The sequence below is a fragment of the Kitasatospora sp. NPDC093806 genome (assembly GCF_040683335.1).
Lineage (GTDB): Bacteria > Actinomycetota > Actinomycetes > Streptomycetales > Streptomycetaceae > Kitasatospora.
Map to the genome: position 1 here is coordinate 19,129 of NZ_JBFBDO010000018.1, position 19,640 is coordinate 38,768.

At 73.9% G+C, this 19,640-nt stretch carries 18 protein-coding genes and 1 pseudogene; 2 read left to right on the forward strand and 17 right to left on the reverse strand.

Annotation, left to right across the window (positions count from 1 at the left end; translation table 11 throughout):
• Positions 1 to 9 precede the first annotated feature (9 nt).
• Positions 10 to 1,161, forward strand: a complete 1,152-nt coding sequence (locus AB0N76_RS12200; protein ID WP_363555977.1) for a hypothetical protein — start codon at positions 10 to 12, stop codon at positions 1,159 to 1,161.
• Positions 1,162 to 1,186: 25 nt separating this feature from the next.
• Here the strand turns inward: AB0N76_RS12200 and rlmN are convergent, their stop codons facing one another.
• From rlmN to rpsB, 6 genes are all read right to left on the reverse strand, one after another.
• Complete coding sequence (gene rlmN, locus AB0N76_RS12205) at positions 1,187 to 2,287, reverse strand: 23S rRNA (adenine(2503)-C(2))-methyltransferase RlmN (protein ID WP_363555979.1); 1,101 nt, start codon at positions 2,285 to 2,287, stop codon at positions 1,187 to 1,189.
• Positions 2,288 to 2,364: 77 nt separating this feature from the next.
• Complete coding sequence (locus AB0N76_RS12210; protein WP_363555981.1) at positions 2,365 to 3,648, reverse strand: phosphatidate cytidylyltransferase; 1,284 nt, start codon at positions 3,646 to 3,648, stop codon at positions 2,365 to 2,367.
• A gap of 251 nt (positions 3,649 to 3,899) precedes the next feature.
• Positions 3,900 to 4,457: a ribosome recycling factor gene (frr, locus tag AB0N76_RS12215; protein ID WP_363555983.1), complete on the reverse strand. Its 558-nt coding sequence runs from the start codon at positions 4,455 to 4,457 to the stop codon at positions 3,900 to 3,902.
• A 118-nt stretch (positions 4,458 to 4,575) separates the two neighbouring features.
• Positions 4,576 to 5,340 (reverse strand): UMP kinase, encoded by a 765-nt coding sequence (gene pyrH / locus AB0N76_RS12220; RefSeq protein ID WP_363555986.1) that lies wholly within the window; start codon positions 5,338 to 5,340, stop codon positions 4,576 to 4,578.
• Positions 5,341 to 5,599: 259 nt separating this feature from the next.
• Positions 5,600 to 6,439 carry a translation elongation factor Ts gene (gene tsf / locus AB0N76_RS12225; RefSeq protein WP_363555988.1) on the reverse strand — a complete coding sequence of 280 codons (840 nt, stop codon included), beginning with the start codon at positions 6,437 to 6,439 and terminating at the stop codon, positions 5,600 to 5,602.
• A gap of 129 nt (positions 6,440 to 6,568) precedes the next feature.
• Positions 6,569 to 7,438 carry a 30S ribosomal protein S2 gene (gene rpsB, locus AB0N76_RS12230; protein ID WP_363555991.1) on the reverse strand — a complete coding sequence of 290 codons (870 nt, stop codon included), beginning with the start codon at positions 7,436 to 7,438 and terminating at the stop codon, positions 6,569 to 6,571.
• Between the two features lie 516 nt (positions 7,439 to 7,954).
• On the opposite strand from rpsB, the gene AB0N76_RS12235 reads away from it, so the two are divergent.
• A complete protein-coding gene (locus AB0N76_RS12235; protein WP_363555994.1) occupies positions 7,955 to 8,653 on the forward strand; it encodes a M23 family metallopeptidase in 699 nt (232 codons plus the stop codon).
• Between the two features lie 91 nt (positions 8,654 to 8,744).
• On the opposite strand, the gene AB0N76_RS12240 is transcribed toward AB0N76_RS12235, so the two are convergent.
• The 11 genes and pseudogenes from AB0N76_RS12240 to lepB (AB0N76_RS12290) form a co-directional block, all read right to left on the reverse strand.
• Complete coding sequence (locus tag AB0N76_RS12240; protein ID WP_363556102.1) at positions 8,745 to 9,317, reverse strand: helix-turn-helix domain-containing protein; 573 nt, start codon at positions 9,315 to 9,317, stop codon at positions 8,745 to 8,747.
• A 170-nt stretch (positions 9,318 to 9,487) separates the two neighbouring features.
• Positions 9,488 to 10,426 (reverse strand): RNA polymerase sigma factor WhiG, encoded by a 939-nt coding sequence (gene whiG / locus AB0N76_RS12245; RefSeq protein WP_363555996.1) that lies wholly within the window; start codon positions 10,424 to 10,426, stop codon positions 9,488 to 9,490.
• Positions 10,427 to 10,704: 278 nt separating this feature from the next.
• Positions 10,705 to 11,826, reverse strand: coding sequence for a DNA-processing protein DprA (gene dprA, locus AB0N76_RS12250; protein ID WP_363556104.1), 1,122 nt, complete (start codon positions 11,824 to 11,826; stop codon positions 10,705 to 10,707).
• 215 nt (positions 11,827 to 12,041) lie between these two features.
• Entirely contained in the window at positions 12,042 to 13,769 is a 1,728-nt protein-coding gene (locus tag AB0N76_RS12255) for a YifB family Mg chelatase-like AAA ATPase (protein WP_363555998.1), read from the reverse strand.
• A gap of 1 nt (position 13,770) precedes the next feature.
• A pseudogene (locus AB0N76_RS12260) lies at positions 13,771 to 14,178 on the reverse strand (YraN family protein); the annotation flags it as partial.
• 357 nt (positions 14,179 to 14,535) lie between these two features.
• On the reverse strand, positions 14,536 to 14,862 hold the full coding sequence (locus tag AB0N76_RS12265) for a DUF2469 domain-containing protein (protein ID WP_030306725.1): 327 nt from the start codon (positions 14,860 to 14,862) through the stop codon (positions 14,536 to 14,538).
• A gap of 55 nt (positions 14,863 to 14,917) precedes the next feature.
• Positions 14,918 to 15,391: an NUDIX domain-containing protein gene (locus AB0N76_RS12270; RefSeq protein ID WP_363556000.1), complete on the reverse strand. Its 474-nt coding sequence runs from the start codon at positions 15,389 to 15,391 to the stop codon at positions 14,918 to 14,920.
• A 118-nt stretch (positions 15,392 to 15,509) separates the two neighbouring features.
• Positions 15,510 to 16,262, reverse strand: coding sequence for a signal peptidase I (gene lepB, locus AB0N76_RS12275; protein WP_363556002.1), 753 nt, complete (start codon positions 16,260 to 16,262; stop codon positions 15,510 to 15,512).
• Between the two features lie 150 nt (positions 16,263 to 16,412).
• Positions 16,413 to 17,426, reverse strand: coding sequence for a signal peptidase I (gene lepB / locus AB0N76_RS12280; RefSeq protein ID WP_363556004.1), 1,014 nt, complete (start codon positions 17,424 to 17,426; stop codon positions 16,413 to 16,415).
• Between the two features lie 248 nt (positions 17,427 to 17,674).
• Positions 17,675 to 18,694, reverse strand: coding sequence for a signal peptidase I (lepB, locus tag AB0N76_RS12285; protein ID WP_363556006.1), 1,020 nt, complete (start codon positions 18,692 to 18,694; stop codon positions 17,675 to 17,677).
• Positions 18,678 to 19,616, reverse strand: coding sequence for a signal peptidase I (gene lepB / locus AB0N76_RS12290; protein ID WP_363556008.1), 939 nt, complete (start codon positions 19,614 to 19,616; stop codon positions 18,678 to 18,680). Before lepB (AB0N76_RS12290) ends, lepB (AB0N76_RS12285) begins: the two co-directional genes overlap by 17 nt.
• Positions 19,617 to 19,640: the final 24 nt, after the last annotated feature.

Genomic DNA, 19,640 nt, shown 5'->3' on the forward strand with positions numbered 1-19,640 from the left:
AGAGTCGACGTGTTCTATCTCCGCCTGGCCCGGGGCTACCGGGTCCTCGACCTCGGCCGCTGGCTGCTGACCGCCCTGGCCGGCGCGGTCGTCGCCGCGTTCCTGCTGCGCGCGCTCGGCCGGGCGATGAGCGACCCGCTCGGCGGCACCGCCGCCCCGGTCCGGCTGCTCTGGTGCCTGCCGCCGCTGGCCGCGGTCGGCTGGTTCGCCGCGGTCGCCGCCCGCGCCGTCCCGGCCCGGCGGGCCGAGCGGATCACCGGCCTCACCACCGCCGGCGCCGGAGCCGGCCGGATCCGCGCGCTGATCGCCGGCGAGATCGCGCTCGCCTGCGGCGTCGGGGCCACCCTGACCCTGCTGCTCTTCCTGCTCCTGCGCAACGACATCGCCGGGCCCGCGCTCGCCGACGAACTCGGCATGGGCGTGGCCCTCCCGGCCGCCGCCCCGGTCACCCTGCTCGTACTCGTCCCGCTCACCGCCGGACTCGCCGCGGCCGGCGCCGTCCCGCACACCGAGACCCTGCCCGGCCGCCCCGGGCCCGAGCCCACCGGCTTCGGCCCGTGGCGGCTCGCGCTGCCGATCGGCCTCACGGTCAGCGGCCTCGCCCTGGAACTGATCGCGCTGCGCCCGGGCGCCGCCGCCGACGGCCGCCCGATCCGGCTGCCCGCCGGACTCGGCAGCACCAGCACCGCCGCGCTCGGCGGCTGGATCGCCTGCGCGCTCGGCCTCGCGCTGCTCACCGGCCCGCTGCTCGGCTGGGCCGGTCGGCTGCTCGCCCTCGGCCGGCCCACCCCGCTGCGGCTGCTGGCCGGCCGCGGCCTGACCGCGCAGGCCCGCCGGCTCGGGCCGCCGCTGGCCGTGCTGACCCTGGCGCTCGCGATGGTGCTCACCACCGTCCGCTACTGGCTCGGCGCGCCCGGCAGCGCCGACCTGCTGCCCGCGATCGAGGCCGGCCTGGTGCTGGGCTGCGCGGCGGCCGCGGTGGTGATCCGGCTGGCGGAGCTTCGCACCGCCCGCCGGGGCGTCGCCGAGGCGCTGCTGCGGCTCGGCACGGCGCCCCGGCTGCTGTTCGGCGCGGTGGTGCTGCGCACCCTGATGACCGGGACCGTCCTGCTGGTCACCGGCGGGGCCACCGCGGCACTGGCCGCGGCCGGGCTGCGCTGACCCCGCCGGTGAAGCGCGCGGTGGCTCAGCCCGCCGCGGCGAGCTGACCGCAGGCGCCGTCGATCTCCTGGCCGCGGGTGTCGCGGACGGTGGTCGGCACGCCGTGCGACTGGAGCCGGCGGACGAACTCGCGCTCGTCCTCGGGGCGGGACGCCGTCCACTTGGAACCCGGGGTCGGGTTCAGCGGGATCAGGTTCACGTGCACCCGCTTGCCCTTGATCAGCCGGCCGAGCAGGTCCGCCCGCCACGCCTGGTCGTTGATGTCCTTGATCAGCGCGTACTCGATGGAGATCCGGCGACCGGACTTCTCGGCGTAGTTCCACGCCGCGTCCAGCACCTCGGCGACCTTCCAGCGGGTGTTGACCGGCACCAGCTCGTCGCGCAGCTCGTCGTCCGGCGCGTGCAGCGAGAGCGCCAGCCGGCAGCTCAGGCCCTCGTCGGCGAGCCGGTTCATGGCCGGGACCAGGCCGACGGTGGAGACCGTGATGCCGCGCTGGGAGAGGCCGAAGCCGTCCGGCGCCGGGTCGGTCAGCCGGCGGATCGAGGCCAGCACCCGGTTGTAGTTGGCCAGCGGCTCGCCCATGCCCATGAAGACCACGTTGGAGAGCCGGGCCTCGCCGCCGGGGATCTCGCCGGCCTTGAGCGCGCGCATCCCGGCGGCGATCTGCTCGACGATCTCGGCGGTGGACAGGTTGCGGGTCAGTCCGGCCTGGCCGGTGGCGCAGAACGGGCAGTTCATGCCGCAACCGGCCTGCGAGCTGATGCACATGGTGACCCGGTCCGGGTAGCGCATCAGCACCGACTCGACGAGCGTGCCGTCGAACAGCTTCCAGAGCGTCTTGCGGGTGGTGTCGTCGTCGCAGGAGACGTGCCGGACCACCGACATCAGCTCGGGCAGCAGGCTCTCGGTGAGCTTCTCCCGGCTGGCGGCGGGGATGTCCGTCCAGCTCGCCGGGTCGTTCGACATCCGGCCGAAGTAGTGGTTCGAGAGCTGCTTGGCGCGGAACGGCTGCTCGCCCAGCTCGGCGACGGCCTCCTTGCGCTCGGCGGGGCTCAGGTCGGCGAGGTGTCGCGGGGGCTTGGCGCCACGCGGCGCGACAAAGGTGAGTTCTCCGGGCTTAGGCATGGTTGTTCCAGTGTCGCAGACCGCGGAGGGCCCCGGACGCCGAGCGTCCGGGGCCCTCCTCACACGGGTGCGGTGACTCAGCTGCCGACGAAGGCCGCCAGCAGCAGCCAGACCACCGGGGCGGTCGGCAGCAGGGAGTCCAGCCGGTCCATGATCCCGCCGTGGCCGGGCAGCAGCGTGCCCATGTCCTTGATGCCGAGGTCGCGCTTGATCATCGACTCGCCCAGGTCGCCCAGGGTCGCGGTGACCGCCGCGCAGCCGCCCAGGATCAGGCCCTGCCACCAGCTGCCGCCGTCGATGACGAACTCCATCAGCAGCGCACCGGCCAGCATCGACAGGCCGATGCCGCCGGCCAGGCCCTCGCGGGTCTTGCCCGGGCTGATCGTCGGCGCCAGCTTGGTGCGGCCGAACTTGTAGCCCACCGCGTAGGCCCCGGTGTCACTGCAGACGGTGACGATCAGGAACAGCACGATCCGCTGCGGGCCGTCGTCGGCCGCCAGCATCATCGCGACGAAGGTGGCCAGGAACGGCACGTAGAAGGCGGTGAAGATGCCCGCCGTTATGTCCCGCAGGTAGTTCTCCGGCGGCTCGGCCATCCGCCAGACCATCACCGCCAGCCCGGTCAGCGCGAGCGAGGCCGCGGCCCACTGGATCCCCGAGAAGTAGCCGGTGGCGACCATCGCGATGCCGCCCGCGACCAGCGGGATCAGCGGTGCCTTGATCTCCTTGCGCTCGGCCAGCCGGCTGGTGAGCTCCCAGACGCCGACCGACACCGCCGCGATCACCACGACCAGGAACAGTGCCTTGACGACGAACAGCGAGGCCACGATCACCGCGCCGAGGCCGACGCCCACGCCTATCGCGGCCTGGAGGTTGCGGCCGCCGCGCTGCTTGCGCTGCGGCGGCTGAGGCTGCGGGTCGGCCTGGGCCACGGGTGTCTCCTGCCCTGGGTGGGACGACGGCACGGGGTGGGGCTGCCCCGGACCCGGCTGACCCGGCTGGCCGGGCCGGGCCGGCGCGGCCGGGAAGCCCTGCGCTGCCGGGAAGCCTTGCGCGCCCGGCGCACCGGGGTGGCCGGGCGCCGCCGGACCGCCCGGTGCGCCCGGTGCGCCCGGGTACGCCGAGGCGTCCGGGTATCCCGGGGTGCCCGGGTACGGGCCACCGGCGGGGGCGGGCGGGCCGTCGTCGGTGATCGCGCGCAGCACGACCGTCTCCGACGAACCCGGCTCGGCCGCCCCGGGCTGCTCGTCGCGGAACAGCGGGCCGCTCAGCCGGCCGGCCTCCCGGGCCGGTCCCCCGGCGGGGTCGGACCCCGGCGGGGGCGCCGGCTGCGGGCCCGGGTCGGCCGGTACGGGAGGCATGACCTGAGTCTCCTCCGCGTCGGCGCCCCAGTACACCGGAGGCTGCTGCGAGTGACCCGTTCGGTGGCCGGGGTCACCCGCGCCGTACTGCCCGTGCGGCTGCGCGGGCTGTCCCGGTTGGCCCGGCTGACCCGGGCCGCCGTGGGCCTGCGCGGGCGCGTTCGGTGCCTGCGCAGGCTGGTACGGGCGGTACGGCTGGTACTGCTGGTCGGATGGGCCCCAGTAGCCAGGGGCGTCAGGGGCGTCGTTCATCAGACTTCGAGCAGCTCGGCTTCCTTGTGCTTCAGCAGCTCGTCGACCTGCGCCACGTACTTGGCCGTGGTGTCGTCGAGCTCCTTCTCCCCACGACGACCGTCGTCCTCGCCGACCTCGCCGTCCTTGACCAGCTTGTCGATGGCGTCCTTGGCCTTGCGGCGCACGGCGCGGATCGAGACCTTGGCGTCCTCGCCCTTGGTCCGGGCGATCTTGATGAACTCCCGGCGGCGCTCCTCGGTGAGCTCCGGCAGCACCACCCGGATGATGGAACCGTCGTTGGACGGGTTGACGCCCAGGTCGGAGTCGCGGATCGCCTGCTCGATCGCCTTCAGCGCGGTCTTGTCGAACGGCGAGACGACCGCCATCCGCGGCTCCGGCACGGAGAAGGAGGCCAGCTGGTTGATCGGCGTCACGGCGCCGTAGTACTCGGCCACGATCTTGGCGAACATCGCCGGGTGGGCACGGCCGGTACGGATGGCGGCGAGGTCGTCCTTGGCGACGGCGACGGCCTTCTCCATCTTCTCCTCGGCCTCGAGGAGGGTCTCTTCGATCACTGTGTACTCCCTGTCCGGTTCATCTGCGGTTGTCCCGACCGGGAGCGGCGCCGCGGCCGGGCGCGTCGATCGCACTGATCGCACCCGGTCGACGCCGTCCCGTACGGCTGATTGCTGCTCAGGCCCGGACAGAATCCTGGCTGATGAGTGTGCCGATCTTCTCACTCTTCACCGCACGCGCGATATTGCCCTCGGCCAGCAGCTCGAAGACCAGCATCGGCAGGTTGTTGTCCTTGCACAGCGTGATCGCGGTGAGGTCGGCGACCTTGAGGTCGCGCGCGATGACCTCGGAGTACTCCAGCGCGTCGAACTTGACCGCGTCCGGGTTGGTCCGGGGGTCGGAGTCGTAGACGCCGTCCACGCCGTTCTTGCCCATCAGCAGCACGTCGGCGTGGATCTCCAGGGCACGCTGGACGGCCGTGGTGTCGGTGGAGAAGTAGGGCATGCCCATACCCGCGCCGAAGATCACCACGCGGCCCTTCTCCAGGTGCCGGACGGCGCGCAGCGGCAGGTACGGCTCGGCGACCTGGCCCATCGTGATGGCGGTCTGGACCCGGGTCTCGATGCCCTCCTTGACCAGGAAGTCCTGGAGCGCGAGGCAGTTCATGACGGTGCCGAGCATGCCCATGTAGTCGGAGCGGGCCCGGTCCATGCCGCGGACCTGGAGCTCGGCGCCGCGGAAGAAGTTCCCGCCGCCGATGACCACGGCGACCTCGGTACCGGCGCGGACGACGGTGGCGATCTCGCGGGCGATCGCGTGCACGACGTCCGGATCGACGCCGAGCCCGCCACCACCGGCGAAGGCCTCACCGGACAGCTTCAGCATCACCCGGCGGCGCGAGCCGGCCCGGGGGTCCTGCGCGGTCTCCTGCGTCTCCTGCATGGACTTCTCCTCTACACCTACTGGTTCACAGGCGTGGACGTGCGGATCCCCGGCCTGCGCGTACACGCGAGGAGGCCACTGCCGCGGGAACCGGTTCGGTGTCCTGCACGGCAATGGCCTCCTCGTCGTTCATGCTGCCGACGCGGCTCGCCCATGGACGGATGGCGCTGGGTGAGCCCGTACGGCGCGTCCCTTCCGCCCTGGTCAGCGGGCGGGGGCGGTTCCCAGCCTACGGCCGGGAACCCGGGTGGAACGTGGCTCAGGCGCCGACGCGGAAGCGGGCGAAGCGCTTGAGGGCGACGCCGTTCTCCTCGAGGACCTTGGCGACGGTCTTCTTGTTGTCCTTCGCGAAGGCCTGCTCCAGGACGGAGTGCTCCTTCACGAAGCCGGTGACGCGACCCTCGACGATCTTCGGCAGGGCGGCCTCCGGCTTGCCCTCCTCGCGAGCGGTGGCCTCGGCGACGCGGCGCTCGTTCTCGATGTCCTCGGCCGGGATGTCCTCGCGGGACAGGTACTTCGGCGCGAAGGCGGCGATGTGCTGCGCGACGTCCTTGGCGACCTCGGCGTTCTCCTTGTCCAGCTCGACCAGGACGCCGACGGCCGGCGGCAGGTCGGGGCTGGTCTTGTGGAGGTAGACCGCGACGAAGCCGTCACCGTCGAACTGGGCGAAGCGACGGAAGACGATCTTCTCGCCCAGGGTCGCGTTGGCCTCGTCGACGAACTGCTGGACGGTCTTGCCGGCCTCGATCTCGGAGGCGAGCGCGGCGTCCAGGTCGGCCGGGGCCGACTTGGCGACGTGGGTGGCGATCGCGTCGGCGACCTTGACGAAGTTGTCACCCTTGGCGACGAAGTCGGTCTCGCAGTTCAGCTCGACCAGGACGCCGGACTTCTTGTCCTCGGCGATCAGGGCGGCGACGGCGCCGTTGGAGGCGTCACGGCCCTCGCGCTTGGCGACGCCCTTCTGGCCCTTGATGCGAAGGAGCTCGACGGCCTTCTCGACGTTGCCCTCGGCCTCGTCCAGAGCCTTCTTGCAGTCCATCATGCCGGCGCCGGTGAGCTCACGGAGCTTCTTGACGTCCGCGGCGGTGAAGTTCGCCATGGTGTGAATCTCTTCTCGCGTCTCGCGTGTCTGCGTGGGGTTGCGCCCGGACCGCTGCTGCGGCCCGGGCACGGGAGAGAGGGGCACCGACCGGTGTCGTACCGGCGGGTGCCCCTCACCCTTGGTACGTCAGGCCTGCTCGGCCGGCGCCTCGGCAGCGGGGGCCTCGGCGGCCGGGGCCTCGGCAGCGGGAGCCTCGGCGGCGGGGGCCTCGTCAGCCTTCTTCTCGCCCTCCAGGAGGTCCTTCTCCCAGTCGGCGAGCGGCTGGTCGGCGCCCGGCTCGGCCTTGACATCGCCCTTGGCGACACCGGCGCGGGCCTTGAGGCCCTCGGCGACGGCGTCGGCGATCACACGGGTCAGCAGGGTGACGGAGCGGATCGCGTCGTCGTTGCCCGGGATCTTGTAGTCGACCTCGTCGGGGTCGCAGTTGGTGTCGAGGATGGCGACGACCGGGATGTTGAGCTTCCGGGCCTCGCCGACCGCGATGTGCTCCTTCTTGGTGTCCACGATCCAGACGGCGCTGGGAACGCGCTGCATGTCGCGGATACCGCCGAGGGTCTTCTCCAGCTTGTCGTGCTCGCGCTGGAGGACCAGGAGCTCCTTCTTGGTGAGACCGGAGCCGGCCACGTCCGAGAAGTCGAGCTCGCCCAGCTCCTTGAGGCGCTGCAGGCGCTTGTAGACGGTCGAGAAGTTGGTCAGCATGCCGCCGAGCCAGCGCTGGTTCACGTAGGGCATGCCCACGCGGGTGGCCTGCTCGGCGATGGCCTCCTGGGCCTGCTTCTTCGTGCCGACGAAGAGGACGCTGCCGCCGTGGGCAACGGTCTCCTTGATGAACTCGAAGGCGCGGTCGATGTAGTTCAGCGACTGCAGGAGGTCGATGATGTAGATGCCGTTGCGCTCGGTGATGATGAAGCGCTTCATCTTCGGGTTCCAGCGACGGGTCTGGTGACCGAAGTGGACGCCGCTCTCCAGCAGCTCCCGCATCGTGACGACGGCCATAGCCGTTCTCCTCAGGTGTTACGCCCGGCTCCGGCGCAAACGCGTCACGGGTGGCGCGGTGGCGCTCCCCGCTCGGCGCGTGCGAACGGCCGGGTCAGGCTCGGTTTTGTCCGTGGCGGCCAGGTGACAGCCACGCCTGACGCCCCGAACGTGCCGAGCCGCTTGCGCCCGGTCGGTCCGAAGACCTGCCGGGCCCGGCGGACCGAGCGGCACTCGCACCTGGCGGAGGTGGCGGCTGGGCCGCTTCCGACCACCGGTGGCGGGGCGTGCGAAGTCGACCCGGCGGACCGGGTCGCGTGTGAAGTGTACGGGAAGCGCCGAGCGCCGGGCGACTCGACGGAAGCCGGGCCACCGGGGACGGGCCAGGTCCCGGGGGCCCGGGCGGGCCTGTTGGGCCTCCGTGAACCCGGTGGCGTACGCCCGTTCGGGGGATGGTCACCGTCCACAGGCGCCGGTTGTCCACAGGAATCGGAACCGCGGTGGCCGGGACGGGGCGCCCCGGGGAACCTCGCCCGCATGACTGCCACCGCGCGCGTTCGCACCCCTTCCGCCGCACCCGCGCTGCCGCCGCCGGGGCCCGGCCCGGAGCACGGCCGACGGGTGCTGCTGCTCGTGCTGCTGGTGCTGACCGCGCTGCTGCCGACCGCCGCCCCCGGCCCGGCGGGGCACGCGGCCGGGCGGGCGGCGCTTCGGGCGGATGGTCGGGCTGCTGGTCGGGCGGTTGTTCGGTCGGACGTGTCGAGCGGCGGCGCGGTCGGGCGGGTGTGGCCGGTGGACGGGCCGGGTGGACGGCCGGGGGCCGTGGTCGGCCGCTTCGACGCGCCGGCGACGCCCTGGGCCGCCGGGCACCGGGGCGTCGACCTCGCGGCCACGCCCGGTGCGGAGGTCCGGGCCGCGGCTGCCGGGGTGGTGACCTTCGCCGGACCGGTGGCCGGGCGGCCGGTGGTCACCGTCACCCACCCGGTGACGGGCACTCCCCCGGCTCCCCCGCTGCGGACCACCTACCTACCGGTGGACGGCGCCCTCCCGGTCGGCACCGCGGTGGCCGCCGGCCAGGTGATCGGGCGGCTCACCACCGGCGCCGGCCACTGCGCGGACGGCCCCTGCCTGCACTGGGGACTGCTGCGCGGCCGGCGCTACCTCGACCCGCCCGCCCTGCTCGGCCTCGGCACGGCCCGACTGCTGCCGCTCGGCCCCCGCCCGGCACAGCCCTGAAGTCCGCGCCGTCCCGGTCGGTGTCGGCCCCGGTCGGTGTCGGCCCCGTTGTCCGGGGCGGCGCCGGAAGCGCTCCCGGAAGCGCGTCCGCTCAGCTCGGGCCCAGGCCGTACAGCGCGAGGGCGACGGCGGCGTCCGCGATCACCTCGGGGCTCTCGGCCCGACCGCCCGCGGCGCGCTGCTCCGCCTGCCGGACGGCCGCCTCGACGATCCCCTGGAGCAGGGTCGCGGCCAGCCGCGGCTGCTCGTGCCCGAGGTCCTCCAGCGCCTGGACCACCAGCCCGACCAGCGTCCCGTGCGCCGCCCGGATGCGTTCGCGGGCCGCGTCGTCCAGCTCCAGCGCGGAGATCGCGACGACCGCCCGGTGCCGCGGGTCGGCGGCCAGCGCCAGTTGCCCCCGGACGTACGCCTCGATCCGGTCGGCCGCGGTGTCCCGGCTCGCCATCCCGGCCTCGATCTCGGCGGCCCAGAGCGGGAAGTCGACCTCGCAGAGCGCCTCCACCACCGCCCCGCGGGAGCGGAAGTACTCGTACACCGAGGAACGCGCGAGCCCCGTGCGCGCGGCGAGCGCGGGGAAGGTCAAGGCCTCCATGCCTCCCTCGGTGAGGAGGCTGCGGGCAGCGTCGAGGAGGGCTGCCCGCTGCAGCTGGCGGTGCTCGGCCACACTGGCCGCTCGGATCTTCGGCACGCCCCCACTGTACGGAGCCCTACACCCCGCCGGTACGGTGCCGCGCGTCCCCGGGGGATGCGGAGGAGGACGCAGCGGGGCAGAGGGCGCGAACCCGGCGTGCACGGCGCGCCCGACCCGCCGCCCGCCCCCGCCGGGGCTCCGCACTAGCGGATGTCCGACAGCTTGGCGCGCAGCTGGAGCACCGACTTGGTGTGGATCTGGCTGACCCGGCTCTCCGTCACGCCGAGCACCTGGCCGATCTCGGCGAGCGTCAGGCCCTCGTAGTAGTAGAGCGTCACCACCGTCTTCTCCCGTTCGGGGAGGGTGTTCACCGCCTGTGCCAGCAGCCGGCGCAGCTCGCGGTCCTCGGCCACCTCGACCGGGTTGTCGGCGCCGTGGTCCTCCAGGGTGTCCATCAGGCTCAGCCGGTCGCCGCCCTCGCCGACCGGGTGCAGCAGCTCGTCGAGCGCCACCACGTTGGCGAGCGACAGCTGGCTGAAGATGGCGTGCAGGTCCTCGATGGCGATGCCCATCTCGGCCGCCACCTCGGGCTCGTTCGGCGTCCGCCGCAGCCGGGCCTCCAGCGTCGCGTACGTCCGCTCGACCGCCTTCGCCTTCTGCCGCACCGAGCGCGGGATCCAGTCCAGCGCCCGCAGCTCGTCGATGATCGCGCCGCGGATCCGGCTGATCGCGTAGGTCTCGAACTTGATGGCGCGGTCGATGTCGAACTTCTCGATCGCATCGATCAGCCCGAAGACCCCGGAGGAGACGAAGTCGGCCTGCTCGACGTTGGACGGCAGGCCGACCCCGACCCGGCCCGCCACGTACTTGACGAGTGGTGAGTAGTGCAGGATCAGCTGCTCCCGCAGCCGCTGGTCGGCCGTCTCCTTGTAGGCGCGCCAGAGTTCTTCGAGCGCCGTGCGCTCCCGACCGCCCGCCTCCCGGCGGGGACCCGGCGCCTCGGCCGGCGCGGGGGCGGCCGAGGCGGCGGAAGCGCCGGGCGCGTCCGGCCGGTCGTCGTGCGCCCCGGTGTGTGCCGGGCGGCCGCCCTGCCGTGCCAGGGCCCCCATCCCACCCGCGGCCTTGGGCGGGAACTCGGTCACGGGGCGCCGCTCGGTCCGCGGCCCTCCCGAGGACCGGGCGCCACCGGTCACTCTGTGTCCGGGAATGTGTGTGGGCATACGTTGGTCTGCGCCGTTCTGCCGAGTCATGTGCTGATAGGGAAGGCATGGCGAGCGTAGCGTGACCGACTCGCTGCGTAGTGCTACCGCCACTCGGTCGTCCCTCGATCCGGTGGCGTTCGTGTCGCCGCGGCCCCGCCGCCGCCACCGGGAACCGGAGGTGGACGAACCGGACGCCCGCACCGCCTCCTACCGGCCCGTCACCTCCTCCGCACCAGGCGCCAGTGGGCGCCGTGCCGCTCGATGTAGCCGAGCGAGCCCAGCTCGTACAGTCGCTGGAGCACCTCGTCCGGCGGGAGCCCGGACTGCCGGGCCAGCCGCTCCACCGGCGCGCCGTCCGGCGTCGCGGGCACCGCCTCCAGGACCCGGGCCGCGGCCGGCTCCAGCAGGTCCCTGGGCAGGACCGGGCCGGTCCGCTCCGGCGCCAGGTCCTCGCCGATCGCGCCGATCAGCTCGGCGACCTCGGCCGCGTCGGTCACCAGGGTGGCGGCGCCGCTGCGGATCAGGGCGTGCACCCCGGCGGAGAGTTCCGAGGTCACCGGACCGGCGACGCCCATGGTGTGCCGGTTGAGGTCGCGGGCGCGCCTGGCCGTACTGAGCGCGCCGCTGCGCAGCGCCGCCTCGACCACCACGGTGCCCCGGGTCAGCGCCGCGATCACCCGGTTGCGCAGCACGAACCGGAACCGGGTCGGGTGCTCCCCCGGCGGGAGTTCGCTGAGCAGCAGGCCCTGCTCGGCGATCCGGCGGATCAGGTCGGTGTTGCCCCGCGGGTAGGCCACGTCCACCCCGCAGGCGAGCACCCCCACGGTCGGTCCGCCGACCGCCAGCGCGCCCCGGTGGGCGGCCGCGTCGATCCCGTACGCACCGCCGGAGACGACCACCCAGCCGCGTTCGGCCAGTTGGGCGGAGAGCTCCCCGGCGACGTGCGCGCCGTAGGCGGTGCACGCCCGGGCGCCGACCACCGCGACCGAGCGCAGGGCGAGCAGGCGCAGCGAGCTCGCGCCGACCACCCAGAGGCCGGTGGGCCGGCCGTCGCCGAGGTCGTCCAGCTGACTCGGCCACTCGGTGTCGCCCGGAATGATGAAGCGTCCACCGACCGAGCGCACCCGTTCCAGGTCGGCCACCGGGTCGAGACCGACCAGCCGGGCCTGGTAGCCGGCCAACCGGGCGGCGTCCGGACCCGGTCCGTCCGGTACGGTGCCGTCCCGGATCGCCCGCACGACGTCCAGGGCGTCGAGGCGGGTCAGCCAGCGGCCGAGGACGGCGTCCCCGGGTTCGCCCATTCGGCTCAGCGCCGCCCGGGCGAGGCGCTCGGGCTCGATGGCGGGCCGGTCCCCGGGTCGGGCGCCGGGCCGGGCGCCGGGCCGGGCGGCGGGCCCGGGGTCGGGGTCGGCTTGCGGCCCGTGCCGGGGTTCGGGCTGAGGGCCGTGCCGGGGTCCGGGCTGGGGCCCGTGCTGGGGCCCGTGCTGGGGTTCGGGCTGGGGTTCGGGCTCCGGGAGGGCGGGCGGGTCCTGCCGAAGGTCGTCGACGCTGTGGTTCACGTGCTGCTCTCCTCCTGCCCCGGGTGGGGATCGGGTGTCCGGCGGCCCGCCCGGGGACGGCCCGGTCTGCGTTCGCCCCGCTCGTCGGCCTCCACCGGGGCGGGGGCCGGACGGACGGCGAACCGCTCCGTCATCGGCAGCCCCTGCTCGACACCGGTGCGCAGGACGAGGGCCGTCCGGACGTCGCGCTGTTCGGGGCGGTCCCGGCCGGCGAGATCGGCGACCGTCCAGGCGACCCGGAGCACCCGGTCCAGGCCGCGGGCGGTCAGCAGGCCCCGCTCCAACTGCCGCGCGGCGTCGGTCAGGGCGCCGGGCCCGAGCTGCCAGCGGGTACGGAGCTCGTGGCCGGGGACCTCGGCGTTGGTCCGCCACGGAGTGCCGGCGAGCCGGGCCGCCGCGCGCTCGCGCGCCGCCCGCACGCGCGCGGCGACGATCTCGGTGGTCTCCGCCGTGCTGTCACGCTGCATCAGCTCGGCCCTGGTGACGGGGGCGACCTGGACCTGGAGGTCGACCCGGTCGAGCAGCGGCCCGGAGAGCCGGCCCTGGTACCGGCTGACCATGGCGGGGGTGCACTCGCACCCCTCCCCCCGCCGCGAGTGGCGCCCGCACGGGCAGGGGTTGGCGGCGAGGCAGAGCAGGAACCGGGCCGGCAACCTGAGCGACCCCGCCGAACGGGCGATCACCACCTCACCCGATTCGAGCGGTTGGCGCAGCGCGTCCAGCACCCGGACGGGGAACTCCGGAGCCTCGTCGAGGAAGAGGACGCCCCGGTGGGCCAGCGAGACCGCGCCCGGTCTCGGCAGGCCGCTGCCGCCGCCGACGATGGCGGGCATGGTCGTCGAGTGGTGCGGGGAGCAGTAGGGCGCGCAGTCGATCAGCGGCCGGCCCGCCGGGAGCAGCCCCGCCACCGAGTGGACCGCGGTGACCTCCAGCGCCTCCTTCTGGGTGAGCGGCGGGAGCAGCGACGGCAGCCGTTCGGCGAGCATCGTCTTGCCCGCGCCCGGCGGTCCCTTGAGGTAGAGGTGGTGGCCTCCGGCGGCGGCGATCTCCAGGGCCCGCCGGGCCTCGTACTGCCCGGCGACGTCGGCGAGGTCCATCCGGGCGGCGGCCTCGTCGGGCAGCCCGCGCACCCCCGCGCTGGGGAGCATGAGGCCCGCCATCAGCGGGTCGGGGCGACCGCCGAGCCGCTCGGCGGGCTCCTCCGGTTCGGGAGCCCCGGTGAGCACGGCCACCAGTTGGCGCAGGCTCCGCACGCCGACGACGGTGACCCCGGGGACGAGCGAGGCCTCGGCGGCGGTCTGCTCGGCGACCACGACCCGCTCGTAGCCCGCGTCGGCGGCGGCCAGCACCGACGGGAGCACCCCGCGCACCGGGCGCACCCGCCCGTCCAGCCCGAGTTCGCCGATGATCAGCAGGTCCGCGATCGCGGACGGGTCGAGCCGCTCGGCGGCGGCCAGCACGGCGCAGGCCACGGCGAGGTCGAAGCCGCTGCCGCTCTTGGGCACCGACGCCGGGCTCAGGCCGACGGTCAGCTTCCGCTGCGGCCAGGCCTCGCCGCTGTTCACGACGGCCGCGCGCACCCGGTCGCGGGCCTCGGAGAGCGCCTTGTCGGGCAGGCCGACCAGGGTGAACGCCGCCACCCCGGGCTCCAGATCGGCCTGGACCTCGACGATCACCCCGTCGACGCCGACCAGGGCCACGGAACACGTCCGGGCGAAGGCCATCTCAGACCACCCCCCGCAGGTGGTCGACCGAGGCGGCGCCGCGGGAGCGGTTGATGACGGCGACCAGGTCGATCCGGATGCCGCCGGGCGGCACGGGCGCCCACGGCGGGTCGGTGGGCCCGGGCTGGTACCCGGGGCCGGCCAGCCGGGCGAAGTGGTCGGGCCAGCGCTCGCTCAGCCAGCGCTCGGCCAGGCGCCGCAGCCGGTCCGCCTTGGTCCGGTCGATGGCCTCGGTGGGCTGCTGGAACCCCCGCTCGGAGCGGGTCTTCACCTCGCAGACGGCCACCGTGTCGCCGTCGAGGGCGACGATGTCCAGCTCGCCCTCGACGCACCGCCAGTTGCGGTCGAGGATCCGCAAGCCGTCCTCGGTGAGCCGGCGGGCGGCGACCCGCTCGCCGTAGCGGCCGAGGCCGGTGTTGGTCGGCCGCCCCGGGCCGGGCGGGGCGGGAACGGCCGACGGGGCGGGAACGGCCGGCGGGGGCGACGACCCGCCCGCCGGGGCCCGCGCCGCCCGCCGGCGCGGCTGCCCGTCCTGCCGGGCCTTCGCCGGCTGCTTGCGCGTACCGCGCTTGCTGTCCTGCACCTTGGTGTCCTGCACGGTGACCACCTCCGCCGGGGAGGTTGCCGTGCGGCCCGGGAGCGGACCAGCGGGATGTCATTCGCTGTGGATAACTCGGGCCTGTGGATAACTCCTGTCACCCACAGGGGTGAGATTCCCGGAATACCCGAAATTCCCCTGGACATCCGGGGACCGGGCGGTCCAACGTCAGTTCCCGAAGCCGGGCTCGTCCGAAGGCAGCTCCAGGTCGCTCTTCGCGAGTTCCTCGATGTTCACGTCCTTGAAGGTCAGCACCCGGACCTTGCGGACGAACCGGGCCGGCCGGTACATGTCCCAGACCCACGCATCCGCCATCGAAACCTCGAAGAAGACCTCACCCTGCACCGAGTGCACCTGCAGCTCGTAGTCATTGGTGAGGTAGAACCGTCGCTCGGTCTCGATCACGTACTTGAACAGGCCGACGACGTCCCGGTACTCCCGGTAGAGCTTGAGCTCCATCTCGGTCTCGTACTTCTCGAGATCTTCGGCACTCATCCAGGCGTCCCCTCAACTTGTCACGTCCACCCATTGTGGACCACCGCACTCACCCTCAGAGCCGTACCGGATCGACCGGCGGCCCCTCGGTCAAAAGCCGATCCAGAAAGTCCACCAGTCCGACCGGATAGACCGTCTCGGCGGTGGCCCGCAATTCCTCGACCGTCCACCAGCGTGCCGCGAGCAGTTCGGCGTGTTCGTCCGCGCCCATGCCCGAGTGGTCGACCGCCGTGTCCGCCGTGCGGGCCAGGTGGAACCACTGTTCCTGTTCGTAGCGCCGCCCCCGATAGGAGAACGAAGCCGTGCCGTACGCCACCACCGGTCCCAGCTCCACGCCCCGCAAGCCGGTCTCCTCGGCGAGCTCCCGCTCGGCGGCCTCCCGGGTGTCCTCCCCGGGCTCCAGCCCGCCGCCGGGGGTGAACCACCAGGTGACGCCCGGTGCCGCCGGGTCGGAGCCGTGGAAGAGCAGCAGCCGGTCCTGGCCGTCGAGCAGCAGGATCCGCGAGGCCCTGCGCCGCTGTACCGCCATGACGAGCCTCCACGCTCCCTTCGTCCGCCCCGGTCGTTCCCCCGATCCTGCCACCCGGCAGGGTCGTCCGGGGCGAGGTTGGGCAGAGCGGTGGCGTCGTGAACGGTGGCGGCCGCGGTCAGGCCGGGCGGCGGCGCCGACGCGCCAGACCCGCCACCCCGCTCACCGCCGTGGTCACGAGGATCGTCGCCGTGCCTACAACGGTCGCGTAGAACGCGGGCTCCAGCGGTCCCGGGCCCGCCGGCCGGGCCACGCCGCCGACCGCGTCGAAGGCCGAGGTGCCCGCCAGCAGGCCGGTCCGGCCGGGCGGCAGCACGGTGGCCTCGACCCGGGCCTCCACCTCGGTGGCCGGGACGGTCCCGCCGTCGGCCTCCAGGTGGACGCGGGAGTCGAGCGACCCCAGCCGGTTGTCACCGAGCAGGAACAGGCGACCGGCCGGGACCTCCACGCTGAACGAGCCGCCCTGCGCGCCCTGCGCCGCGAGGTACGACTCGTCGACCGGCTTGCCGTTCACGGTCAGCCGCTGGTCGCCCGCCCCGACCGCGACGGTGTCGCCGCCGACCGCGACCACGCGCTTGACCATGAGCTGGCCGCCCCAGGCCTGGTCGCGGAAGATCACCACGTCACCCCGGCCGACGTCCGCGCCGTCGGCCTTCCGGGCCAGGACGGTGTCCCCGACCTGGAGGGTGGGCGCCATCGAGGCGGTGGGGATGTCGTACGGCCGGTAGTTCACGGCGATCACCACGAAGCCGCCGACCAGCAGGACCAGACCGAGGGCGAGCAGCACCCCCTGCAGCACGGCCGCGGGCCCGCGCCGGGGCCGGGCGGCGGCCGACGGACCGTCGGCGGTCCGTTCCACGACACTGCTCATCGACACCGTCCAACCCTGACCGACCCGGAAACGCGCACCGTGGCGTGCCGGGGCCAGGGGGGCGGAAAACCCGGCGGGCCGTGGCACGTCCGAGCAGATTACTCGTCGGTACCACGGCCCGCGCAAGACCCGAGGGCCACCCGTTCCGGGTCAGGACCGGTTGTCGCGGTCCCCCCGGCTCCGCAGCCGGCGGACCAGCGGGAGCAGGGCGACGGCGCCCACGGCACCGGCCGCGGCCGGCACCACCGGCGTGGCCGCGGCCAGCCCCTTCTGGTCGAAGGTGCCCGGGACCGGCAGCGTCGACCAGCGGTTGATCGGCCAGGCCACCACGAAGGCGCGCCCGATCACCTCGTCGACCGGGACGGTGCCTCCACCCGGCTGGTCCATGTGGAACCGCGAGTCCAGCGAGTCCGCGCGGTGGTCGCCCATCACCCAGATGCTGCCCTCCGGGACGTGCACCGGGGCGAACGGCTTGGTACCGCAGGGGGTGTTGCCGGGGAAGACGTACGGCTCGTCGAGTGCGACCCCGTTGACCTTCACCGGGCCCTCGCCCTCGCACTCGACGGTGTCGCCGCCGACCGCGATGACCCGCTTGATGAGGTCCTTCTCGTTGTCGGAGGGCATCAGGCCGACGAAGCTCAGCACGTCCTGGACGCCCCGGACGAAGGAGTTGCTGCTCTCCTTGGTGGGCTCGTCGGCCAGCCAGCCGCCCGGGTCGTGGAACACCACGACCTCGCCGCGCTCCGGCTCGGCGCCGAACCAGGGGGTGAGCTTGTCCACCAGCACCCGGTCCCCGACCTGCAGCGTGTTCTGCATCGACTCCGACGGAATGGAGAACGCCTGGACGAAGAACGTCTTGATCACGAGCGCCAGGACCAGGGCGATCCCGATGAGGATCGGCAGCTCCTTCCAGAACGAACGCGGCTTGCGCTCGTTCCGGTCCGGCCGGTCCTCGGTCCCGTCCGCCGGCCCCGAGTCGTCCTGGGCGGCCCCGAAGGCCCCGGAGGCGTCACCCGTGCCGTCGCCGTGCTCGTCTGCGGACTGGGCCGCCGCGTCCTCGGCCGAGACCGAAGGCGCCGCGGATTCCGCGGACCGGGCCGCCCGGCCGCCGGAGCCCTCGGGCTCTCCGGCGCCTGAGCGGGCGCCGATCACCAAATCCCCCACAACGTCTCCTCCCTGCTGTGCGGACGCCCGTGCGCCCGCGTTCACAGTGCCGCACAGCGGGCACCACGCTCCACCACCGGCCGCGATCGCCAGGACCTCCCCGGTACGGGGTCCGCCTGACACCGGCACAGCCTTCGGGCGCGCCCCGTCCCCACGGACCGGCCGCACCCAGCACTTCTCTATCACTCCCGGGCATCCGGCTCGCGGTCCCACACGCGCGCTCCGACCACCCACCGCCCCGCCGGGGCCTACGACCGGACCCGCCCCACCCTGCGGCCGACGAGCGGAAGGATGCCCAACACACCCATAACGAGCGGCGGTTCCTGAGGAACCGGGCGCGCACCCGCGAAGTCCGGCCCGGTTCCGGGGGCCCGCGAGACCCGGGCCACCGAGGAGAGTGAAACCGGCACATCAAGTTGATGGACCCGGCCCAGCGGCCAGCCGATCATGAACGCCCGTCCGACCACGCCGCTCAGCGGGATCGTGCCCTGCCCCGGATTGCCCATGTGGAACCGGGAGTCGGCGGACACGTCCCGGTGGTCACCCATCACCCAGAGCCGGTCCGGCGGCACCTTCACCTTGAACGGCTGCCGGGACGGCGGGTTGCCCGGCGCGAGGTAGGGCTCGTCCAGCGGCTTGCCGTTGAGGCTCACCCGACCCTGCTCGTCGCAGCACTCCACGGTGTCGCCGCCGACCCCGATCACGCGCTTGATCAGGTCCTGCTCGTTGTCGGACGGCAGCAGACCGACGAAGGTCAGGACCTGCTTGGCCCCGTGCAGGACCGGGCCGTCCGTCAACGGCCCGTGCTCGTTCTCCAGCCAACCGCCCGGATCCTTGAACACCACCACCTCGCCGCGCTCCGGCTCGGCGCCGAACCAGGGGGTGAGCTTGTCCACCAGCACCCGGTCCCCGACCTGGATGGTCTCCTCCATCGAGCCGGAGGGGATCACGAACACCTGCACCAGGAAGGTCTTCATCACCAGCGCGACGACCAGCGCCACCACGACGATCAGCGGGATCTCGAGCACCCGGGAGCGCCTGCGGCGGCGGGCCGCCCGGCGGGCGGTACGGCGGCGCTCGGCACGGCCCCGGACCGGCGGGGCGCCCGTCCCGCCGTCCTCCGCGCCGATCTCGGCGGGCGCGGACGGCACGGGCTGCGCGGACGGCACGGAGCCCCCGGACGGCGCGGAGATCACGGGCGCCGCAGCGGTCGCGGAGCCGTCGGCGGCGGGGCGGTCGGCGAGCCGTCCCCTACCCCTGGTCCCCATGGCCACCCGTCCCCCCTGTCGCGGCGAAGGCCGCCGGCCGGTCCAGGCCGCTCCAGCGGCCGACCGGGTAGACCACCCACGCGGCCCGCCCGATCACCTTGGACTCGGGGACGAACCCGCCGCCGGGCTCGCCGAGGTGGTCGCGGGAGTCTCGGGAGGCGCTGCGGTGGTCGCCCATCACCCAGAGCTTGCCGGCCGGCACCACGATGTCGAAGGCGACCTCGGACGGCTCGTCCCCCGGGGCCAGATAGCCGGACTCGTCGACCGGGACGCCGTTGACGGTGATCGGGTGGCCCGGTCCGACGCTGGTGACCCGGTCGCCACCGACGCCGATGACCCGCTTCACATAGACCGAGTCGCCCGCCGGGACCAGCCCGAGGTCGCGGCCGAGGGAGCGCAGCGAGGACCGGAATCCGTCCGGCTCGAACGGCTTGCGCAGGAAGGAGCCCGTGCCGTCGAACACCACCACGTCACCGCGCTGGGGGTGACCGCCGAAGGCGTAGGACAGCTTGTTCGCGATCAGGCGGTCGCCCGGGCGAAGGCTGTTCTCCATGGACCCGGACGGCACCGAGAAGGGGCGTGCCACGAAGGCGTTCACCAGGAGCAGCGTGAGCAGGCAGATGCCGACGAGCAGCAGCAGGTCCCGCGAGCGCGAGCGCGGCCGTCCACCCTCCGGCTCCGGGGCCTCCTCCGGCTCCGAAGCGCCCTCCGCCGGTTCGGAGATCCCCGACGGTTCCGGGGTCCCCGACGGCTCCGGGGTCCCCTCCGACTCCCGGCCATCCCCCGCGGTCTCCCCGCCGGAGGCGTCCCGGGAGGCGTCCCCGGAGGTGTCCCCGGAAACGACCGCGGACCGCGTCGGCGAGCCCGCACCGGTGGGTGCGGGACGGCCGTCGCGGTCCGCGGGTGGTTCGTGCGTGCTCATCGGGCGCTGAGCTTACCGTGCGGC